A 20,226-nucleotide genomic window follows, 5' to 3' on the forward strand; every position below is an offset into this window, starting at 1 on the left:
CCCCGCGACCGGCCCGCGACCGGCCTACAGCCGGTCGACCGCCAGCACCCTGATCACGGCCTCGCCCGCCTCGTCGGACCCGGTGAGGTCGACCTCGGCGCTGATGCCCCAGTCGTGGTGGCCCTGCGGGTCGTCGAAGACCTGCCGGACCCGCCACAGCGCGTCCGCGGGGACCTCCTCGATCTGGAGCAGCTTGGGGCCGCGCGCGTTCGGGCCGGTCAGCAGCTCGTCGTGCTCCTCGAAGTAGGCGTCCATCGCCTCCGCCCAGGCGTCGGCCCCGAAGTCGGGGTCCAGCTCGCCGAGCGCGTGGTAGCGCTCCAGGGCGGCCAGCTCGACGCGGCGGAACATCGCGTTGCGGACCAGGACGCGGAACGCGCGGGCGTTGGCGGTGACCCGGGTGACCTTCTCCTCGATCGCCTTCTCGACGGGCTCGTCGGCGGGGTGGGCCAGCTGCTCCCACTCGTCGAGCAGGCTGGAGTCGACCTGGCGGACCAGCTCGCCCAGCCACTCGATGAGGTCGATCAGGTCGTCGTTCTTGATCGACTCGGGGACGGTCTGCTGGAGCGCCTTGTAGCAGCCCGACAGGTACCGCAGCACCAGACCCTCGGCGCGGGCCAGCTCGTAGTGGGCGGTGTACTCGGTGAACGTCATCGCCCGTTCGTACATGTCGCGCACGACGCTCTTGGGGCTGAGCTCGTGGTCGCCGACCCACGGGTGCCCGGTCCGGTACACCTCGTAGGCGGCGCGCAGCTCCTCCTCCAGCGGCTTGGGGTAGTCGACGTCCTGGAGCAGCTCCATGCGCTCCTCGTACTCGATGCCCTCGGCCTTCATCTCCGCGACGGCCTCGCCGCGCGCCTTGTTGAGCTGGGCGGCCAGCACCTGGCGCGGGTCGTCCAGGATCGCCTCGATCACCGACAGCACGTCCAGCGCGTAGGTGGGCGAGGCGGGGTCGAGGATCTCGAACGTGGCCAGCGCGAACGTGCTGAGCGGCTGGTTGAGCGCGAAGTCCTCCTGGAGGTCCACGGTGATGCGGGCGTAGCGGCCCTGCTCGTCGGGGACCTCCAGGGTCTCCACCACGCCCCCGGCCAGCAGCGAACGGTAGATCGCGATGGCGCGGGAGATGTGCCGGCGCTGGGCCGACCGGTCCTCGTGGTTGTCGGTGAGCAGCCGCTTCATGGCCTGGAACGCGTTGCCCGGCCGGGCGATCACCGACAGCAGCATGGCGTGGCTGACCTGGAAGCGGGAGCGCAGGACCTCCGGTTCGGCCTCCTGGAGCTTGCGGAAGGTCTCCTCGTCCCAGCCGACGAAGCCCTCCGGGGGCTTCTTGCGCTGGACCTTGCGGCGCTTCTTGGGGTCGTCGCCGGCCTTGGCCAGGGCCCGCTCGTTCTCGACCACGTGGTCGGGGGCCTGCGCGACGACGAAGCCGACGGTGTCGAACCCGGCGCGGCCCGCCCGCCCGGCGATCTGGTGGAACTCGCGGGCCCGCAGCCGCCGCACCCGGTGCCCGTCGTACTTGCTGAGCGCGGTGAACACCACGGTGCGGATGGGCACGTTGACGCCGACGCCGAGGGTGTCGGTGCCGCAGATCACCTTCAGCAGGCCCGCCTGCGCGAGCTTCTCCACCAGCCGCCGGTACTTGGGCAGCATCCCGGCGTGGTGGACGCCGATGCCGTGCCGCACGAACCGCGACAGGTTGCGGCCGAACCGGGTGGTGAAGCGGAAACCGCCGATCAGCTCGGCGATCCTCGCCTTCTCCTCCTTGGTGCAGACGTTGATGCTCATCAGCGACTGCGCCCGCTCCACGGCGGCGGCCTGGGTGAAGTGGACCAGGTAGATCGGGGCCTTGCGCTCGGCGAGCAGCTCCTCGATGGTCTCGTGCAGCGGCGTGACCCGGTAGTCGTAGATCAGCGGGACGGGCCGTTCGGCGGAGGTGACCAGCGCGGTCGGCCGCCCGGTGCGCCGGGTCAGGTCCTGCTGGAAGAACGCCACGTCGCCGAGGGTCGCCGACATCAGCAGGAACTGCGCCTGCGGCAGCTCCAGGATCGGGATCTGCCAGGCCCAGCCGCGCTCGGGCTCGGAGTAGAAGTGGAACTCGTCCATGACGACCACGCCGACGTCGGCGTCGGCGCCGTCCCGCAGCGCCATGTTGGCCAGCACCTCGGCGGTGCAGCAGATGATCGGGGCGTCGGCGTTGACGCTGGCGTCGCCGGTCATCATGCCGACGTTCTCCCGGCCGAACATCTCCACCAGGTCGAAGAACTTCTCCGACACCAGCGCCTTGATCGGCGCGGTGTAGAAGCCGACCTGGTCGCTCGCCAGCGCCGCGAACAGGGCGCCGGCCGCCACCAGGCTCTTGCCCGAGCCGGTGGGAGTGGCCAGGATCACGTTGGAACCGGAGACGACCTCGATCAACGCCTCCTCCTGGGCGGGGTACAGCGTGATGCCGCGCCCCGACACCCACGACTCGAACGCCTCGAAGAGCGCGTCGGGGCTGACATCGTCACCGGCTGGAAGCTGATCGAGAAGACTCACCCCTCCATCCTGCCCTCACCGGCCCACTGGATGAGCCAAACCGCCGCTCACGAGGACCGGGTCGCCGCCTTTCCGTCCCGCGCCCAGGCGGCCAGCAGCCGCAGCGCGGTCTGCGACGGCGAGTCCTCCTCGACGGTGTGGGCGACCAGGGCCTGGTCGGGGTCGTCGGGCAGCCGCAGCGTCTCGAAGCCGAGGTCCAGCTCGCCGACGGCGGGGTGCCGGTAGACGTAGCGGCCGTGCGTCTTGTCCCTGATCCGGTGCCGGGCCCACGCCGCGCGGAACTCGGGGCTGGCGGCCTCCAGCTCGGCCAGCAGCGCGGCGGTGGCGGGGTCGCCGGGGTGGCGGCCCGCGTCCAGCCGCAGGTAGGCGGCCACGTCCTCGACCTTGCCGGGCCAGTCGGCGTACAGGTGCCGCACGCCCTCGTCCAGGCAGACCAGGCGGGCCAGGTTGCGCTGGCGGGGCGGCAGCGCGCCGAAGTCGGTGATCAGGGCGGCGGCCAGCGGGTTCCAGGCGAGCACGTCGGTGTTGCGGCCGACGATGTAGGCCGGGACGTCGGCGGCCGAGTCCAGCAGCCGCCGCAGGCCCGGCCGGACCCGCTGGGGCCCGGGGGTCTCGCCGCCGTTCCAGGGGCGGGCCAGCCGGAACAGGTGCTCGCGCTCCACCGGGTCCAGGCGCAGCGCGCGGGCGACCGCGTCCAGCACCGCCTCGGAGAAGTGCAGCGTGCGGCCCTGTTCGAGCCGGACGTAGTGGTCCACGCTCACCCCGGCCAGCCGGGCCAGCTCCTCCCGGCGCAGGCCGGGGACGCGGCGGCGCCCGCCGTAGTCGGGCAGCCCCACCTCCTCGGGCCGCAGCCGGGCCCGCCGGGACCGGAGGAATTCGCCGAGTTCCGCACGCCTGTCCAGAGCCATGCGGCCAGTATCCCGGCCCGCCCGTCCGCGAGCCTGGTCATGCCGTGCCCAGGCTCCGGCCGCCACTGGGTAACCCCCTCGCCGGTGGCCAGAGTGGTGATCGCCGGAACGGCTCCGGCATCCGAACCGCGAGGAGCGTTCGACGATGACCACCCTTCCCACCCGCCCGCTCGGCACCACCGGCATGGACATCACCACCGTGGGCTTCGGCTCCTGGGCGGTGTCCGGCTCCGGCTGGCGCTTCGCGTGGGGCGCCACCGACGACGCCGAGTCGGTCGCGGCGATCCGGCACGCGGTGGAGTCCGGCGTCAACTGGATCGACACCGCCGCCGTCTACGGCCTCGGCCACTCCGAGGAGCTGGTCGGCCGCGCGGTCGCCGGCCTGCCCGAGGCCGACCGCCCGCTGGTCTTCACCAAGGCCGGGCTGGTCTGGGACCCCGAGGACCCCGAGGCGTCCCCGCGCCGGATCATGAAGCCCGCCAGCGTCCGCCGCGAGGTCGAGGACTCGCTGCGCCGCCTGGGCCTGGAGACGATCGACCTGTACCAGGTGCACTACCCCGACACCGGCGAGGCGCTGGAGTACGCCGGGGGCGGGTTCGGCGCGGTGTCGCCCAACGCCACCCCGCTGGAGGAGTACTGGCAGGTCATGGCCGACCTGAAGGCCGAGGGCAAGGTCCGGGCGATCGGCCTGTCCAACCACGCCCCCGACCTGCTGGACCGCGCCGAGAAGGTCGCGCACGTGGACGCGGTCCAGCCGCCGTTCTCGGCGATCAACCGCTCGGCCGCCGAGGAGATCGCCTGGGCGCACGCGCACGGCGCCGGCGTGATCGTCTACTCGCCGCTCCAGTCGGGCCTGCTGACCGGCGCGTTCACCGCCGAACGCGCCGCGAACCTGCCCGCCGACGACTGGCGCTCCGGGCACGCCGACTTCACCACCGGGCTGGCCGCCAACCTGGCGCTGGCCGACGCGCTGCGCCCGGTCGCCGAACGCCACGGCGCGACCGTGGCCGAGGTCGCCATCGCCTGGACGCTGGCCTGGCCCGGCATCACCGGCGCGATCGTCGGCGCGCGCCGCCCCGCCCAGGTGGACGGCTGGATCAACGCCGGTTCGCTCGCGCTGACCCCGGCCGACCTGGACGAGATCGCGACCGCGATCACCACGACCGGCGCGGGCGCCGGCCCCGCCCGCCCCTGACCGCGCCCCTCCCCGAGGAGAACCCCGTGTCGCTGTACGTCGTCGCCGAGTGCCTGGCCTCCCCCGGCCACGAGGACCGGCTCCGCACCGCCCTGGAGGCGATGATCGAGCCTTCCCTGGAGGAGCCCGGCTGCCTGGCCTACCGCCCCTACGCCGACCCCAACGACCCCGCCCGCATGGTGGTCGTCGAGGAGTGGACCGGCCCGGACGCGCTGGAGGAGCACTTCGCCACCCCGCACTTCCGGCACGTCCGGCAGGTCCTGGACCTGGTCCTCGCCGAACCCCTCACGATCCGCCGCCTGGTCACCGCCGGGTGACCGCCGGCGCCTCGGCGCGGAACGTCTGCCGGTAGGCGCTCGGCGGGACCCCGAGGGTGGCGGCCATGTGCTGGCGCAGGGACGCGGCCGTGCCGAAGCCCGACTCGGCCGCGACCCGGTCCACCGGAAGGTCGGTGGTCTCCAGCAGGCGGCGGGCGTGCTCGACGCGCTGGCGGGTCAGCCACTGGCCGGGGGTCAGGCCCACCTCGTCGCGGAAGCGGCGGGAGAAGGTGCGCACGCTCATCCGCGCGTGGCGGGCCAGGTCCGACAGGGTCAGCGGCCGGTCCAGGTGCTCCAGGGCCCACTGGCGGGTCGCGGCCGTGGAGGTGTCGCGCGGCTCGGGCACCGGCCGTTCGATGAACTGGGCCTGGCCGCCCTCGCGCCAGGGCGGCACCACGCACAGCCGCGCGGTGCGGTTGGCGACGGCGCTGCCGTGGTCGCGGCGGACCAGGTGCAGGCACAGGTCGATGCCGGAGGCCGCCCCGGCGGCGGTGAGCAGGTCGCCGTCGTCGACGAACAGCACGTCGGGGTCCAGCCGGACGTCGGGGAAGCGGCGCCGGAAGCGTTCGGCCTCGTTCCAGTGGGTCGCGGCGGGACGTCCGTCGAGCAGGCCCGCCTCCGCCAGCACGTAGGAGGCGGTGCAGATCGACACCAGGCGGGTGCCCGGCCGCAGCCGCGTCAGCGCCTCGGCCAGCGGACCGGGCAGCCACTCGCGGTCCTCGGCCGGGTCGCAGACGAACGGCGGGATCACCACGGTGTCGGCGGCCTCCAGCGCCTCCAGGCCGTGCTCGACGTGGATGGCGAAGTCGGCGTCGGTCCGGACGGGACCACTGGTCAGCCCGCAGGTGACCACGTCGTAGAGGGGGCTGCCGTCGGGTGCGGCGGCGGTGCTGAAGACGCGCTTGGGGATGCCGAGCTCGAACGGATAGACGCCGTCGAGCGCCAGGACCACGACACGATGCATGGCCAGATCCTTTCACACCATGGCCATCTGGCCACTCGCCCGCCCCGGGCGGATCCGCGAAAGTCGGTCACGTACCGAGAACAGTGAGGGAGCGGACGCGATGCGCGCTGTGGAGCAGGACCGGCTGGGCGGACCCGAGACGCTGGAGATCGTGGAGGTGGAACGCCCCGAGCCCGGCCCGGCCGAGGTCCTGGTGCGGGTGCGCGCCGCCGGGGTCAACCCGACCGACTGGTGGCACCGGGAGACCGGCGGGCTGGCCGGCCGCCCGGTCCGGCTGGGCTGGGACGTGTCGGGCGTGGTCGAGGCGGTCGGGCCCGGGGTGACGCTGTTCGCGCCGGGCGACGAGGTGTACGGGATGCCGCGCCAGCCGCTGCCCGCCGGGGCCTACGCCGAGTACCTGGTCGCCCCCGCGCGGCACCTGGTGCGCAAGCCCGCCGGGCTGGACCACGTCACGGCCGCCGCGCTGCCGCTGGCGGCGCTCACCGCCTGGCAGGCGCTGGTGGACACCGCCGGCGTGCGGCCGGGGCAGCGGGTGCTGGTGCACGCGGCGGCGGGCGGCGTCGGGCACCTGGCCGTGCAGATCGCCAAGGCGCGCGGCGCGTACGTGATCGGGACGGCGAGCGAGGGCAAGCACGCGTTCGTCAAGGAGCTGGGCGCCGACGAGGTGGTCGACTACCGCGCGGTCCCGTTCGAGGAGGTCGTCCGCGACGTCGACGTGGTGGTCGACACGGTCGGCGGCGAGTACGGGCCGCGTTCGCTGCGGGTCCTGCGGCCCGGCGGGGTCCTGGTCGCGCTGGCCTCCCCCGCCGAGGCGTACCTGGCGGAGGAGGCCGCCGCGATCGGGCGGCGCGCCGGATTCATGATCGTCGAGGCGGACCGGGGCGGCCTGCTGGAGATCACCCGGCTGGTCGAGGCGGGCGCGCTGCGCCCGCACGTGGCCACGGTCCTGCCGCTGGAGCGGGTGGCCGAGGCGCACCGGGCCGGGCAGACCGGGCGCACCAGCGGCAAGATCGTGCTGACGGTCGGCTGAGCCGGGGGCCGGTCAGGCCTCGACCTCGCGGCGGCCGTCGGACCAGAGGGTGTGGAACGCCCCCTCGCGGTCCACGCGCCGGTAGGTGTGCGCGCCGAAGAAGTCGCGCTGGCCCTGGGTGAGGGCGGCGGGCAGGCGCTCGGCGCGCAGCGAGTCGTAGTAGGCCAGGGCGCTGGAGAAGCCGGGCGTGGGGATGCCGAGGCGGGCGGCGGTGGCCACCACGCCCCGCCAGGCGTCCTGCGCCTCGGCCAGCGCCTCGGCGAAGTAACCGTCGGTCAGCAGCGTCACCGTGCGCGGGTCGGCCTCGTAGGCGGCGCGGATGCGGTCCAGGAAGCGGGCCCGGATGATGCAGCCGCCGCGCCAGATCGTGGCGACCGCGCCCAGGTCCACGTCCCAGCCGTACTCGGCGCTGGCGGCCTGGATCTGGTGGAAGCCCTGCGCGTACGCGACGATCTTGGAGGCGTACAGGGCCCGCTCGACGGCGTCGGCGAACGCGGCGTCCTCGGTGGCCTCGCGCGCCGGCCCCGGCAGGTCCCGCGCCGCCTCCCGCAGGTCGGCGTGGCCCGACACCGACCGCGCGAACACCGCCTCGGCGATCCCGCCGACCGGGACGCCGAGGTCCAGGGCGGTCTGCACGGTCCAGCGGCCGGTGCCCTTCTGCTCGGCGCGGTCCAGCACCACGTCCACGAACGGCTCCCCGGTCGCGGCGTCGGTGTGCGCCAGCACCTCGGCGGTGATCTCGATCAGGTAGGACTCCAGCCGCCCGGTGTTCCAGGTCCGGAACACCTCGGCGATCTCGGCCGGGGACAGCCCGGCGGCGTGCCGCAGCAGGTCGTAGGACTCGGCGATCAACTGCATGTCGGCGTACTCGATGCCGTTGTGCACCATCTTCACGAAATGTCCGGCCCCGTCCGGACCGATGTGGGTGACGCACGGCACGCCGTCCACGTTCGCGGCGATCGACTCCAGCAGCGGCCCCAGGGCCTCGTAGGACTCGGCCGGGCCGCCCGGCATGATGCTGGGGCCGTTCAGCGCGCCCTCCTCGCCGCCGGAGATCCCGGCCCCGACGAAGTGGATGCCGCGTTCGCGGAGGGCGGCCTCGCGGCGGCGGGTGTCGGCGAAGTGCGCGTTGCCCCCGTCCACGATCATGTCGCCGGGCTCCAGCAGCGGCGCGAACTCGTCGATCACCGCGTCGGTGGGCGCGCCCGCCTTCACCATGACCACCAGGCGGCGGGGGCGCTCCAGGGCGGCGACGAACTCCTCGGCCGTCTCGGCGGGCACGAACGTCCCCTCGTGCCCGAACTCCTCGACCAGGGCCTTGGTGCGCGCGGCGGTCCGGTTGTGAACGGCCACGGTATGGCCGCGCCGGGCGAAGTTCCGGGCCAGGTTGCGGCCCATCGTCGCCAGTCCGGTCACGCCGATCTGCGCCTTCTGCATCGCCTTCTCCTTCGTGTGGTCACCACCGCGTGGTACGCAGCGGGTTCCTCTCCTGGTTCGGGCAACTCCCGGCGGCATGTCCTTGTTCCGGCTGGGAAGAGCCGTGAAGGTGGGACCACACGGTCTTTACCGAAAAACGCCGCCGGAAGAGGAACGATGCTGGGACTGCCCGAGCAGATCGACGCGTGCCTGTTCGACCTGGACGGGGTGCTGACCGACACCGCCTCCGTCCACGCCGCCGCCTGGAAGCGGATGTTCGACGAGTACCTGCGCGCCCGCGCCGAGCGCACCGGGGAGCCGTTCCGCGAGTTCGACCCGAACAAGGACTACGGCCGGTACGTGGACGGCAAGCGCCGCGAGGACGGCACGCGCTCGTTCCTGCGGTCGCGGGGGATCGAGCTACCGGAGGGGACACCCGACGACCCACCCGCCAGGGAGACCGTGCGCGGACTCGGCAACCGCAAGAACGAGCTGGTCCTCCAGCTCATCCGCGAGCAGGGCGTCAAGGTCTTCGACGGCTCGGTCGAGTACCTGCGGCGCGCCCGCCGCAACGGCCTGAAGACCGCCGTGGTGTCCTCCAGCGCCAACACCGTGGAGGTGCTGCGGACCGTCGGGATCACCGACCTGTTCGACGCCCGGGTCGACGGGGTCGTGGCCGCCGAACGCGACCTGCCCGGCAAGCCCGCCCCCGACACGTTCCTGGAGGGCGCGCGCGAGCTGGGCGTCCCCGCCGACCGCGCCGCCGTGTTCGAGGACGCGCTGGCGGGGGTCGAGGCGGGACGCGCCGGAAAGTTCGGTTACGTCGTCGGGGTGAACCGGGTGGACGACGAGCACGCCGCCGCCCTGGCCGAGCACGGCGCCGACGTGGTGGTCGGCGACCTGTCGGAGCTGCTGGAGGACGCATGACACAGCGCGCCGCGCGAGAGGAAGAGCAGAGCACGCCCCGCCCGATGTACGAGGTGGAGCCGTGGTGCGTGCGCGAGAGCGAGCTGCGGCTGGACCGGCTCGCGCAGAGCGAGTCGGTGTTCGCGCTCGCCAACGGGCACGTGGGCATCCGCGGCAACCTCGACGAGGGAGAGCCGCACGGCCTGCCGGGCACCTACCTCAACTCCCTCTACGAGGAACGCCCCCTGCCCCACGCCGAGACCGCCTACGGCTATCCCGAAGAGGGACAGACCGTCATCAACGTCACCAACGGCAAGCTGATCCGGCTGCTGGTGGACGACGAGCCGTTCGACGTGCGCTACGGCCGCCTGCACCACCACGAACGCATCCTGGACATGCGGGCGGGCACCCTCACCCGCGAGGTCGAGTGGACCTCCCCCGCCGAGCGCACCGTGCGGATCCGGTCGGTGCGGATGGTGTCGCTGGTGCAGCGGGCCGTGGTGGCGATCTGCTACGAGGTCGAGCCGGTCGGGCACTCCGTCCGCGTCGTGGCCCAGTCCGAGCTGGTCGCCAACGAGGCGCTGCCGCGGTCCGGCCGCGACCCCCGCGAGTCCGCCGTGCTGGACTCCCCGCTGGTGAGCGAGGAGCACGTCGCCAACGGCACCAAGGTCCTGCTGCTGCACCACACCCGCGAGAGCGGCCTGCGGATGGCGGCGGGCATGTCCCACGAGATCGACGGCCCCGAGTCGATGGAGCTGGACACCGAGAGCTCCCCGGACGTGGGGCGGCTGACGGTCGCGACCCGGCTGGAGCCCGGCCAGAAGCTGCGGATCGTCAAGTACGTCGCCTACGGCTGGTCCAGCCGCCGGTCCCGGCCCGCGCTGCACGACCAGGTGGTGGCGGCGCTGGCGGGCGCCCGCCACACCGGCTGGGAGGGGCTGCTGCGCGAGCAGCGCGAGTTCCTCGACGAGTTCTGGTGCGGCGCCGACGTCGAGGTCGACGGCGACGCCGAGATCCAGCAGGCGGTGCGGTTCGGGCTGTTCCACATCCTGCAGTCCGGGGCCCGCGCCGAACGCCGCATGATCCCCGCCAAGGGCCTCACCGGCCCCGGCTACGACGGGCACACGTTCTGGGACACCGAGACGTTCGTGCTGCCGGTGCTGACCTACACCTACCCCCCGGCCGCCGCCGACGCCCTGGCCTGGCGGCACATGACGCTGTCGCTGGCGCAGCAGCGCGCGCAGCAGCTCGGGCTGCCGGGCGCGGCGTTCCCGTGGCGGACGATCCGGGGGCAGGAGACGTCGGGCTACTGGCCCGCGGGCACGGCGGCGTTCCACATCAACGCCGACATCGCCGACGCGGTCGTGCGGTACGTGGACGCCACGCGGGACGAGCGGTTCGAACGCGAGGTCGGGCTGGAGCTGCTGGTCAACACGGCCCGGCTGTGGCGCGGACTCGGCCACCACGACGTGGAGGGCGTGTTCCGCATCGACGGCGTCACCGGCCCCGACGAGTACACCGCCGTGGTCGACAACAACGTCTACACCAACCTCATGGCGCGGCGGAACCTCCAGGAGGCCGCCGACATGGCGATGCGCCACCCCGACCTGGCCGACCGGCTCGGGGTGACCACCGAGGAGGCCGCCTCCTGGCGGGACGCGGCCGCGGCGATGCTGATCCCCTACGACGACCGGCTCGGCGTGCACCCGCAGAGCGAGGGTTTCACCAACCACGCCCGCTGGGACTTCCAGGCCACCAAGCCCGACCAGTACCCGCTGCTGCTGAACTTCCCCTACTTCGACCTGTACCGCAAGCAGGTGGTCAAGCAGCCGGACCTGGTGCTGGCGATGCACCTGTGCGGGGAGGCGTTCACGCCCGAGCAGAAGGCCCGCAACTTCGAGTACTACGAGGCGATCACCGTCCGGGACTCGTCGCTGTCGGCGCAGACCCAGGCCGTGATCGCCGCCGAGGTGGGGCATCTGGACCTGGCGCACGACTACCTCGGCGAGACCGCGCTGCTGGACCTGCACGACCTGAACCGCAACACCCGCGACGGCCTGCACATCGCGTCGATGGCCGGGGCGTGGTCGGGGCTGGTCGCCGGGTTCGGCGGGATGCGGGCCGCGGACGGGGTGCTGCGGTTCGCGCCGCGGCTGCCCGCCGGGATCAGCCGCATGGCGTTCCGGATGCGCTACCGGGACAACCGGATCAAGGTCACCGTCACCCACGACAGCGCCGTCTACGAGCTGCTGGACGGGCGGGGCCTGAAGCTGCTGCACCACGGCGAGGAGGTCACGCTGGCCGACGAGCCCGCCGAGCTGCCCATCCCCAAGCTCCAGGCGCCGTCCCAGGCGCCGTCCCAGCCGCCGGGCCGCGCCCCCATGCCGCGCCGCCTGGACCCGCGCACCCGCTCCACGCGCGGCACCCGCTAGGGCGGGCGGCGTCCGGTCAGCGGTCGGCGGGGGCGCAGGGGTCGCAGCAGTCCGGCCCGGCGTCCCCGCCGGTCCCGACCGCGACCGGGGCCGGGGCGGCGTCCTCGCCGGGGTCGTGGCGGACCAGCAGCCGCCGCGGCCCGGGCCCCTGGTCGCCGAGCCGGTCGTAGGGGTTGGCCAGGGCGCACTTGCGGATGGACAGACAGCCGCAGCCGATGCAGTCGTCGAGGCTGTCGCGCAGCTTGCGCAGCTGCTCGATGCGCTCGTCCAGGTCGGCGCGCCACATCTCCGACAGCCGCGCCCAGTCCTCGGCGGTGGGGGTCCGCTCGCACGGCAGCGTCTCCAGCGCCTCCTTGATCGTGGCGAGCGGGATGCCGACCCGCTGGGAGACCTTGATGAACGCGACCCGGCGCAGCGTGTCGCGGGAGAAGCGCCGCTGGTTGCCGGCCGTGCGGCGGCTGGTGATGAGGCCCTTGGACTCGTAGAAGTGCAGCGCCGAGACCGCGACCCCGCTGCGTTCGGCGAGCTGTCCCACGGTCAGCTCGTTGACCCTGTACTCCAGACGCGTCATGTCCGGCATCCTATGAGGCCGGGCGGCGCGTGGAACCCCCCGTCCACTCCCGCGGGCCCTACAGCGGCGCGGCCGACGTCCCGCCGGACCCGGCCTGGTGCCGGTACCGCTCGGCGGCGCGCCTGCCCAGGGCGCGGGCCCGGAACGCCCCGCCGATCAGCAGCGCCCCGAACACCAGCGCGACGATCCCGACGACCCGCACCATCGCCAGCGCGCCGTCCACCGGCCAGGCGAACAGCAGCACGCCGAACAGCACCGACACCAGACCGGTCAGCGCGTAGGTCCAGGAGCCGTCGACCTCGTGGCGCAGCCCGAACGCCGCGATGATCTCCATGACGCCGGTGACGACCGCCCAGCCGGCGATCAGGTACAGCAGCGCCAGCGCGGTCAGGCCGGGCCGCAGCAGCGCCAGCATGCCGAACGCGATGCCCGCGATCCCGACCAGCGCCAGCAGCCAGCGGGCCGCCCCGCCCCGGCCGCCGACCGCCGCCAGCAGGCCGAACACCCCGTCGACCAGGGCGTAGGCACCGGTCACGACCACCATGGCCCACAGGGTGATCTCCGGGCGGAACAGCGCCAGCACCCCGAACAGCACGGCGAACAGGCCGCGCAGCGCCAGCACCCACCAGTTGCGGGTGATCATGTCAAACATCGGTACCTCCCGTGTTGTCGGCGCCCGTGGTCGTGCCCGCGACCGTGGCCGTGCCCGTGACGGGGGCCGAGTGGACGTCGATGGCCAGGGCGACGTCGTCGCCCGCGTCGATCCGGACGTGCGCGCCCTCGGGGATCTCGCCGTTCAGCAGCATCCGCGACAGCGGGTCGTCGACCTCCCGCCGGAGGGCGCGGCGCAGCGGGCGGGCGCCGAACTCGGCCTGGGCGGCCAGCAGTCGCGCGGCGGCCGCGTCGGGGTTGGCGGCCAGCGCCAGCAGCAGGTGCTCGGGCCCGATGTAGCCGGCCTGGAGCGCCCGCGAGATCCGCTGGGAGTCCAGCAGCGCCCGCTTGGCGGCCGGGGTGAGGGTGGTGGGCGCCTCGCCGGGCGTGCCGGAGCCGGTGAGGTCGCCGACGCGGGCCAGCAGCGCGTCCGGTTCGGCCCCGGCGGCGCGCAGCAGCCCGCGCGCCGGGTCGGTCCGCGCGGCGGCGCCCAGCAGGTCCAGCACGTCCAGGTCGGGCGCGCCGCGCCGCGCGGCCCGTTGCAGCGCCTGGGCCAGCAGTTCCCGGCCGGGACCGCTCAGCATGCCGCCGACGTCCACCCGCTGCACCCCGCCGGGGCGCGGCGGCCAGGACTCGGGCGCGCCGGACAGCCTCCCCGTCAGGTACTCGAACCCGCGGAACGGATCGTCGGACATCGAGCCGAACGGTGTGCTGGCCAAGGCTTCCCCCGAGACGCGCCGCCCCGCCCCGCGGCGATCACGGGGCCCTAGTGCAGGGCTAGCCGGGCGGCGTGGTCGGCAAGACCAAGGAACGTCCCGGATTGGGCAAAAGCACCCGGTCAACGAGGAAGGGGACGGCCCCGGGGGATATCTCCCGGGGCCGTCCCCTACCTGCTCAGGTCACTCGCCCAGGCGGTTGACCAGCGCGTTGTACTCGTCCCACAGCTCCTTGGGCAGGTGGTCGCCGAAGGTCTCGAAGTGCTCGGGAACGAGCGCGGCCTCTTCCTTCCAGACCTCGGTGTCGACCGACAGCAGGGTCTCCAGGTCCTGCTCGGAGATGTCCAGGCCGTCGGTGTCCAGCGCCGCCCTGGTCGGCAGGTGGCCGATCGGGGTCTTGACGGCGTCGGCCTGCCCGTTCAGCCGGTCCACGATCCACTTGAGCACGCGGCTGTTCTCGCCGAAGCCGGGCCAGATGAACTTGCCGTCGGCGTTCTTGCGGAACCAGTTGACGTAGTAGATGCGCGGCAGCTTCTCGGCGTCGGTGGACTTGCCGATCTTCAGCCAGTGGGCGAAGTAGTCGCCCATGTTGTAGCCGCAGAACGGCAGCATCGCGAACGGGTCGCGGCGCAGCTCGCCGACCTTGCCCTCGGCGGCGGCGGTCTTCTCGGAGGCGACGTTGGCGCCCAGGAACACGCCCTGCTGCCAGTCGAACGCCTCGGTGACCAGCGGCACGGCGCTGGCGCGGCGGCCGCCGAACAGGATCGCCGAGATCGGCACGCCCTTGGGGTCCTCCCACTCCGGCGCGATGATCGGGCACTGCGACGCCGGGGTGGTGAAGCGGGCGTTGGGGTGGGCCGCCGGGGTGTCGGACCCGGGGGTCCAGCGGTTGCCCTTCCAGTCGGTCAGGCCGGCCGGGGGCTCGTCGGTGAGGCCCTCCCACCACACGTCGCCGTCGTCGGTCAGGGCGACGTTGGTGAAGATGCTGTTGCCCCACAGGGTCTTCACGGCGTTGGCGTTGGTCGTCTCGCCGGTGCCCGGGGCGACGCCGAAGAACCCGGCCTCGGGGTTGATGGCGTACAGGCGGCCGTCCTCGCCGAAGCGCATCCAGGCGATGTCGTCGCCGATGGTCTCGACCTTCCAGCCGGGGATGGTCGGCTCCAGCATGGCGAGGTTGGTCTTGCCGCAGGCCGACGGGAACGCGGCGGCGACGTAGCGGGCCTCGCCGTTCGGCGGGGTCAGCTTGAGGACGAGCATGTGCTCGGCCATCCAGCCCTCGTCGCGGGCCATGGTCGAGGCGATGCGCAGCGCGTAGCACTTCTTGCCCAGCAGGGCGTTGCCGCCGTAGCCGGAGCCGTAGGACCAGATCTCGCGGGTCTCGGGGAAGTGCGAGATGTACTTGGTGGAGTTGCACGGCCAGGGGACGTCCTGCTGCCCCGGCTCCAGCGGCGCGCCGACGGAGTGGACGCACTTGACGAACTGGCCGCGCTCCTCGATCAGGCGCAGCGCGGGCGTGCCCATCCGGGTCATGATCCGCATCGAGACGGCGACGTAGGGCGAGTCGGTGATCTCGACGCCGAGCTGGGAGATGTTGCCGCCGAGCGGGCCCATGCAGAAGGGCACCACGTACATGGTGCGGCCCTTCATGCTCCCCTTGAACAGCTCGCCGAAGGTCTCGCGCATCTCGGCGGGCGCGATCCAGTTGTTGGTGGGGCCGGCGTCCTCTTCCTTCTCGGAACAGATGTAGGTGCGGTCCTCTACTCGCGCGACGTCGCTGGGGTCGGAGGCCGCGTAGAAGCTGTTGGGCCGCTTGTTCGGGTCGAGGCGTTTGAACGTGCCCTGCTCGACCAGGAGGTCGGTCAGACGCTCCCATTCGGCATCCGAGCCGTCGCACCATTCGATTCGCTCGGGCTGGGTCAGCTCGGCGATCCCGCGCACCCAGTCAATCAGTTCGGCGTGACTGGTGGGGGCCTGGTCGAGGCCGGGGATCTGGTTGGACACGGGCAACTCCTTCAGCAGTTCGCAGGATCTCTGCATCATGAACAAGACCCTGCGTTTTTGCCATTTGGTCTGGACCACTCGGTCCCCCATTTGAGGGGTCTTGGTACCCGTTTGTGATTGATCTCACCTCGGATGACCCCGTTACGGGCGGGTTTCCACCGTCCGCATGAAGACGGTCAGGCTGGGTATACGTGCGTTTCGGCCGCCTTGACCGCGGCCCATATCGTGCTGCCCTCGATCAATTCCAGTTCCGCGACGGCCGCCGGGGTCACGTCGGCGGCGGCGGACAGCGGCGGACCCTCCAACTGCACGCGCACGCGGTCCCCCTGGCGTTCCACGCCCCCCACGCGCGCCTGCCACAGGTTGCGGGGGCTGCCGTCGGGGCGGGTGCGGTACAGGGCAACCGATGCTGGCGCGAAGGATAGAAAAACATCACCTTCGAGATAGTCGACCACGTTCAGGTCGATCATGTCCCCGTCCTGTTCGTCGCGGACCGTCACGACCGTCCCCCGGGCGTGGCCTCGGTAGAGGTTGAGGCCGACCAGGCGCGCCACGTAGTCGGTGCGGGGCCGCCGGGCGATCTCGGCGGGCGAGCCCCGCTGGACCAGGCGGCCGTCCTCCACGACGACCAGGCGGTCGGCGAGGACCATGGCGTCCAAGGGGTCGTGGGTGACCAGGACCGCCGCGCCGGCGAAGCCCGCCAGGTGGCGGCGCAGGGCGGCGCGGATCTCCAGCCGGGTGTGGGCGTCCAGGGCCGACAGCGGCTCGTCCAGCAGCAGCAGGCGGGGCTCGACGGCCAGCGCGCGGGCGAGGGCGACGCGCTGGGCCTGCCCGCCGGACAGGGCGCGCGGCCGGGCGGCGGCGTGCTCGGCGAGCCCGACCCGGTCCAGCCACGCGGCGGCGCGGGCGCGGGCGGCCTTCCTGCCCAGCCCCTGGCAGCGGAGCCCGAACGCGACGTTGTCCAGCGCGCTGAGGTGCGGGAACAGCAGGTAGTCCTGGAACACCATGCCGATGCCGCGCCGGTCGGGCGGCAGGTGCCGCAGGTCGGTCCCGTCCACGCGGACGTGCCCGCCGGCGGTCGGGACGAGCCCGGCCAGGGCGCGCAGGGCGGTGCTCTTGCCCGCGCCGTTGGGGCCGAGCAGCGCGACGACCTCGCCGGGCGCGGCGGCGAGCGCCAGGTCCAGGTCGAACGCGGCGCGCCGCACCACCAGCCGGGCGTCCAGTCCGGCGGCCCCGGCACGTGTCCCGGCCGTCGTGCCGGTCGCGTCGGTCGCGTCGGTCATGCGGCCCCCGTCCACCGGTCCCGGAGCGCGGCCAGCACCAGCACCGACACCGCCAGCAGCACCAGGCTCAGCACGATCGCGGCCTGCGGGTCGGTCTCCAGCGCCAGGTAGACCGCCAGCGGCATGGTCTGGGTGCGGCCGGGGAAGTTGCCCGCGAACGTGATCGTCGCGCCGAACTCGCCCAGCGCCCGCGCCCAGCACAGCACCGCGCCCGCCGCGACGCCGGGCGCGACCAGCGGCAGCGTGACGCGCCGGAACACCGTCCAGCGGCCCGCGCCGAGGGTGGCGGCGGCCTCCTCGTAGCGCAGGTCGGCGGCGCGGATCGCGCCCTCCACGCTGATCACCAGGAACGGCATCGCCACGAACGTCTCGGCCAGCACCACCCCGGCGGTGCTGAACGGCAGCGTGATCCCGAACCAGGCGTCCAGCCACTGCCCCACCACGCCCCGGCGGCCCAGCACCAGCAGCAGCGCGACGCCGCCGACCACCGGGGGCAGCACCAGCGGGACGGTGACCAGCGCCCGGACCAGCCGCACGCCCCGGAACGGCACCCGCGCCAGCATCCACGCCAGCGGCACCCCCAGCAGCAGGCACAGCGCGGTGGCGAGGGTGGCGGTCACCAGCGACAGCCGCAGCGCCTCCAGGACGTGCGGCTGGGCGAGGCGGGTGCCGAGGGTGGACCAGGGGGCGCGCCACAGCAGCCCGGCCAGCGGCAGGACCAGGAACGCCAGGCCCAGCAGGGCGGGCAGCAGCAGGACCAGCGGTACCCGCCCGCTGGGCGCGCGCCGGGCGCGGGCGGCGCGTTCGGCGGACGGGGCGGCGGGCGGGGCGGCGGTCACGGCGCCTCGAACCCGGCCCCGGTGAGCGCGGCGCGGCCCTGCCGCGACAGCACCAGGTCGACGAACTCCCTGGCCAGCGCCGACTGCGGAGCCCTGGCCAGGGGCGCGATCGGGTAGTCGTTGACGGCCTTGGCGGACTCGGGGAACTCCACGCCGCGCACCTGGGCGGTCGCGGCCCTGACGTCGGTGCGGTAGACGAGCCCGGCGTCGGCCTCGCCCATGCGGACCTTGGTGAGCACGGCCTTGACGTCCTGCTCCCGCGAGACCGGCCGGACGGTGACCCCGGCGGCCGACAGCGCCTTCCCGGCCGCCGCTCCGCACGGGGCCTGCTCGGCGCACAGCACGACCTTCAGGCCGGGCCGCGCCAGGTCGGCGAGCGCGGCGACCTTGCCGCCCTCCTTCGCGGGGACCGCGATGACCAGGCGGTTCCTGGCGAACACGCGGGGCTGCCCGGCGGTCGCGCCCCCGTCGGCGACCGGCTTCATGGCGGCGGGACTGGCGGCGGCGAACACGTCGGCCGGGGCCCCCTGGGTGATCTGCTGCGCCAGGGTGGGGCTGCCGCCGAAGTTGAACCGCACCCGCACGCCCGGACGCGTCCCCTCGAACGCCTTCCCGAGGGCGGTGAACGTCTCGGTGAGCGACGCGGCGGCGAACACCGTCAGCGTCCGGTCGCCGCCCCCGCCCTCGGCCTCTCCGCACCCCGCCGCCGCGGCGAGCAGGGCGAGGGCGGCCGTGGCGATGCTGGCGCGCTTCATCTGTGTGCACTCCTGGACTTGGGGACGTCAGGCGGGGCCGGGGCGTTCCACGACCACGGTGGTGGACTTCACGACGGCCTCGGCGACCACGCCGACCTCCAGGCCGAGTTCGTCGGCCGCCTCGCGGCTCATCAGCGACACGATCCGGAACGGCCCGGCCTGGATGTCGACCTTGGCCATCACGCGGTCGCGCACGATGTCGGTGACGATGCCGCGCATCCGGTTGCGCGCCGAGGAGAAGCCGGGCTCGCCGTCCTGGCGGGACTGGGCGCGCACGAACGCGGCCAGTTCGGCGCCGGGGATGATGCGGTGCCCGTGCTCGTCGCGGGTGGCGGGCAGTCTCCCGCCGTCCACCCAGCGGCGCACGGTGTCGGCGCTGACCCCGAGCAGGGCCGCGGCCTCGCTGATGCGGAACGTGGTCACACCGCAAAGCGTAGACCCTCGCAGATGCGTGGCACATCTGGAGATAGCCCCAGGAGTTGCGAGTGGAAGTCGATGATCTCCCTGGCAGATGCTCCAACCACGCGATCGCCGGAGCGTGACCGAATCCGCTTCGGTTCGGGGTTTCCGGCATCCGCCCCGGATGCCACCATCGGGGAGGAATCCCGACCGGTCAGAGGAGGAACGTTGACCCGTGCACAGCCGACGACCCTGGTGATCGACCGGAGGGGGACGGCGAGCCTGCGGTCGCGGGCCGTCTCCGCGGGGGTGCGCCGCATCCTGCAACCGCGCCTGGCCCGGTACGCCTCGGCGCCCCTCGACGAGACGGCGCTGCGCCGGGCCGCCGCCATCGACCGGATGGCCGCGCGCGGCCGCCCGCCGCGCGGCACGCACTGCCGGCGGATCCGCTTCGACGGCTTCGAGGCCGAGTGGGTGCACGGGCCGGGCGTCGGCCGCGACCGGAGCCGGGCGATCCTGTACCTGCACGGCGGCGGCTGGATCTGCTGCGGCCTCAACACGCACCGCCGGATGGTCGCGCACTTCAGCGCGGCGGCCGGGGTCCCGGCGCTGTCGGTGGACTACCGGATGGTGCCGAAGGTCCGCTTCGAGCAGGAGGTCGACGACTGCGTCACCGCCTACCGGTGGCTGCTGGAGGACCGGGGGATCCCGCCGGGGAACATCGTGATCATGGGGGACTCGGCGGGCGGCTACCTGACGTTCGCCACCGCCCTGCGCGCCCGCGACGAGGGCCTGCCGCAGCCCGCCGCCCTGGCGGCCCTGTCCCCCATGCTCGACATGGACCTCACCGCCAAGCTCGCGCACGCCAACGTGGACCTGGACCCGTCGGCGCCCGGACCGCTGCTGGAACGCCTGGTCGAGGGCATCCTCGGGCAGCTGGACCCGGCCGACCCGAAGGTCTCCCCCGTCCGCGCCGACCTGGCGGGGCTGCCGCCGACGCTGCTGACGGCGGGCTCGACCGAACTGCTGTACTGCGACTCGGAGGTGATGGCTCGGCGCCTGGCGGAGGCGGGCGTGCCGGTGACGCTCCAGGTGTGGGACCGGCAGCTCCACGTGTTCCAGATGTTCGGCTCGTTCCTGCCCGAGTCGCGGGCCGCGATCGCCGAGCTGGGCGCGTTCGCGCGGCGGGCGTTCGCCGGGGAGCTGCGCGACGCCGACGCCCTCGACGTGGCCGACGCCGCCGCAGGGGCGGGCCCGGAGGCGGATCGGGAGGCGGGTTGACCTCAACCCTGCTTGAGGTCCTAACGTCCC

At 73.5% G+C, this 20,226-nt stretch carries 18 protein-coding genes; 6 read left to right on the forward strand and 12 right to left on the reverse strand.

Features of this window, described 5'->3' with window-relative positions:
• Positions 1–24: 24 nt before the first annotated feature.
• Both AKI01S_RS07530 and AKI01S_RS07535 read right to left on the reverse strand, forming a co-directional pair.
• A complete protein-coding gene (locus AKI01S_RS07530) occupies positions 25–2,532 on the reverse strand; it encodes a DEAD/DEAH box helicase (protein WP_067813281.1) in 2,508 nt (835 codons plus the stop codon).
• Between the two features lie 47 nt (positions 2,533–2,579).
• Entirely contained in the window at positions 2,580–3,440 is an 861-nt protein-coding gene (locus tag AKI01S_RS07535; RefSeq protein WP_067813282.1) for a helix-turn-helix transcriptional regulator, read from the reverse strand.
• Between the two features lie 145 nt (positions 3,441–3,585).
• Between AKI01S_RS07535 and AKI01S_RS07540 the strand changes: the two genes are divergently transcribed.
• Both AKI01S_RS07540 and AKI01S_RS07545 read left to right on the forward strand, forming a co-directional pair.
• On the forward strand, positions 3,586–4,635 hold the full coding sequence (locus tag AKI01S_RS07540) for an aldo/keto reductase (protein WP_067813284.1): 1,050 nt from the start codon (positions 3,586–3,588) through the stop codon (positions 4,633–4,635).
• 26 nt (positions 4,636–4,661) lie between these two features.
• Positions 4,662–4,952, forward strand: a complete 291-nt coding sequence (locus AKI01S_RS07545) for a putative quinol monooxygenase (protein ID WP_067813286.1) — start codon at positions 4,662–4,664, stop codon at positions 4,950–4,952.
• On the opposite strand, the gene AKI01S_RS07550 is transcribed toward AKI01S_RS07545, so the two are convergent.
• Positions 4,939–5,916 (reverse strand): GlxA family transcriptional regulator, encoded by a 978-nt coding sequence (locus tag AKI01S_RS07550; RefSeq protein ID WP_067813288.1) that lies wholly within the window; start codon positions 5,914–5,916, stop codon positions 4,939–4,941. The genes AKI01S_RS07545 and AKI01S_RS07550 overlap by 14 nt on opposite strands.
• 100 nt (positions 5,917–6,016) lie before the next feature.
• On the opposite strand from AKI01S_RS07550, the gene AKI01S_RS07555 reads away from it, so the two are divergent.
• Positions 6,017–6,946, forward strand: a complete 930-nt coding sequence (locus tag AKI01S_RS07555) for an NADP-dependent oxidoreductase (protein ID WP_067813289.1) — start codon at positions 6,017–6,019, stop codon at positions 6,944–6,946.
• 12 nt (positions 6,947–6,958) lie between these two features.
• Here the strand turns inward: AKI01S_RS07555 and gnd are convergent, their stop codons facing one another.
• Entirely contained in the window at positions 6,959–8,383 is a 1,425-nt protein-coding gene (gnd, locus tag AKI01S_RS07560) for an NADP-dependent phosphogluconate dehydrogenase (RefSeq protein WP_067813291.1), read from the reverse strand.
• Positions 8,384–8,539: 156 nt separating this feature from the next.
• Between gnd and AKI01S_RS07565 the strand changes: the two genes are divergently transcribed.
• The gene (locus AKI01S_RS07565; RefSeq protein WP_067813294.1) at positions 8,540–9,289 is read left to right on the forward strand and encodes a beta-phosphoglucomutase family hydrolase; all 750 of its coding nucleotides are present in this window, start codon (positions 8,540–8,542) and stop codon (positions 9,287–9,289) included.
• Complete coding sequence (locus AKI01S_RS07570) at positions 9,286–11,700, forward strand: glycoside hydrolase family 65 protein (RefSeq protein WP_067813297.1); 2,415 nt, start codon at positions 9,286–9,288, stop codon at positions 11,698–11,700. The genes AKI01S_RS07565 and AKI01S_RS07570 overlap by 4 nt, the downstream gene beginning before the upstream one ends.
• Before the next feature lie 16 nt (positions 11,701–11,716).
• On the opposite strand, the gene soxR is transcribed toward AKI01S_RS07570, so the two are convergent.
• The 8 genes from soxR to AKI01S_RS07610 all read right to left on the reverse strand — a co-directional run bounded on the left by soxR (position 11,717) and on the right by AKI01S_RS07610 (position 18,939).
• Complete coding sequence (soxR, locus tag AKI01S_RS07575; RefSeq protein WP_218009592.1) at positions 11,717–12,280, reverse strand: redox-sensitive transcriptional activator SoxR; 564 nt, start codon at positions 12,278–12,280, stop codon at positions 11,717–11,719.
• A gap of 49 nt (positions 12,281–12,329) precedes the next feature.
• Entirely contained in the window at positions 12,330–12,923 is a 594-nt protein-coding gene (locus AKI01S_RS07580) for an HdeD family acid-resistance protein (protein ID WP_067813301.1), read from the reverse strand.
• On the reverse strand, positions 12,916–13,617 hold the full coding sequence (locus AKI01S_RS54620; protein ID WP_067813303.1) for a Clp protease N-terminal domain-containing protein: 702 nt from the start codon (positions 13,615–13,617) through the stop codon (positions 12,916–12,918). Before AKI01S_RS54620 ends, AKI01S_RS07580 begins: the two co-directional genes overlap by 8 nt.
• Before the next feature lie 204 nt (positions 13,618–13,821).
• Positions 13,822–15,639, reverse strand: coding sequence for a phosphoenolpyruvate carboxykinase (GTP) (locus AKI01S_RS07590; RefSeq protein WP_174567360.1), 1,818 nt, complete (start codon positions 15,637–15,639; stop codon positions 13,822–13,824).
• A 176-nt stretch (positions 15,640–15,815) separates the two neighbouring features.
• Positions 15,816–16,922, reverse strand: coding sequence for an ABC transporter ATP-binding protein (locus AKI01S_RS07595; RefSeq protein WP_067813413.1), 1,107 nt, complete (start codon positions 16,920–16,922; stop codon positions 15,816–15,818).
• On the reverse strand, positions 16,919–17,761 hold the full coding sequence (locus AKI01S_RS07600) for an ABC transporter permease (protein WP_067813305.1): 843 nt from the start codon (positions 17,759–17,761) through the stop codon (positions 16,919–16,921). Before AKI01S_RS07600 ends, AKI01S_RS07595 begins: the two co-directional genes overlap by 4 nt.
• Positions 17,758–18,516 carry a molybdate ABC transporter substrate-binding protein gene (gene modA, locus AKI01S_RS07605; protein WP_067813306.1) on the reverse strand — a complete coding sequence of 253 codons (759 nt, stop codon included), beginning with the start codon at positions 18,514–18,516 and terminating at the stop codon, positions 17,758–17,760. Before modA ends, AKI01S_RS07600 begins: the two co-directional genes overlap by 4 nt.
• Before the next feature lie 27 nt (positions 18,517–18,543).
• Entirely contained in the window at positions 18,544–18,939 is a 396-nt protein-coding gene (locus AKI01S_RS07610; RefSeq protein WP_067813308.1) for a TOBE domain-containing protein, read from the reverse strand.
• 204 nt (positions 18,940–19,143) lie between these two features.
• Between AKI01S_RS07610 and AKI01S_RS07615 the strand changes: the two genes are divergently transcribed.
• The gene (locus AKI01S_RS07615) at positions 19,144–20,196 is read left to right on the forward strand and encodes an alpha/beta hydrolase (RefSeq protein ID WP_083999100.1); all 1,053 of its coding nucleotides are present in this window, start codon (positions 19,144–19,146) and stop codon (positions 20,194–20,196) included.
• Positions 20,197–20,226 lie beyond the last annotated feature (30 nt).

This window comes from Actinomadura kijaniata NBRC 14229, from assembly GCF_001552175.1.
GTDB lineage: Bacteria > Actinomycetota > Actinomycetes > Streptosporangiales > Streptosporangiaceae > Spirillospora > Spirillospora kijaniata.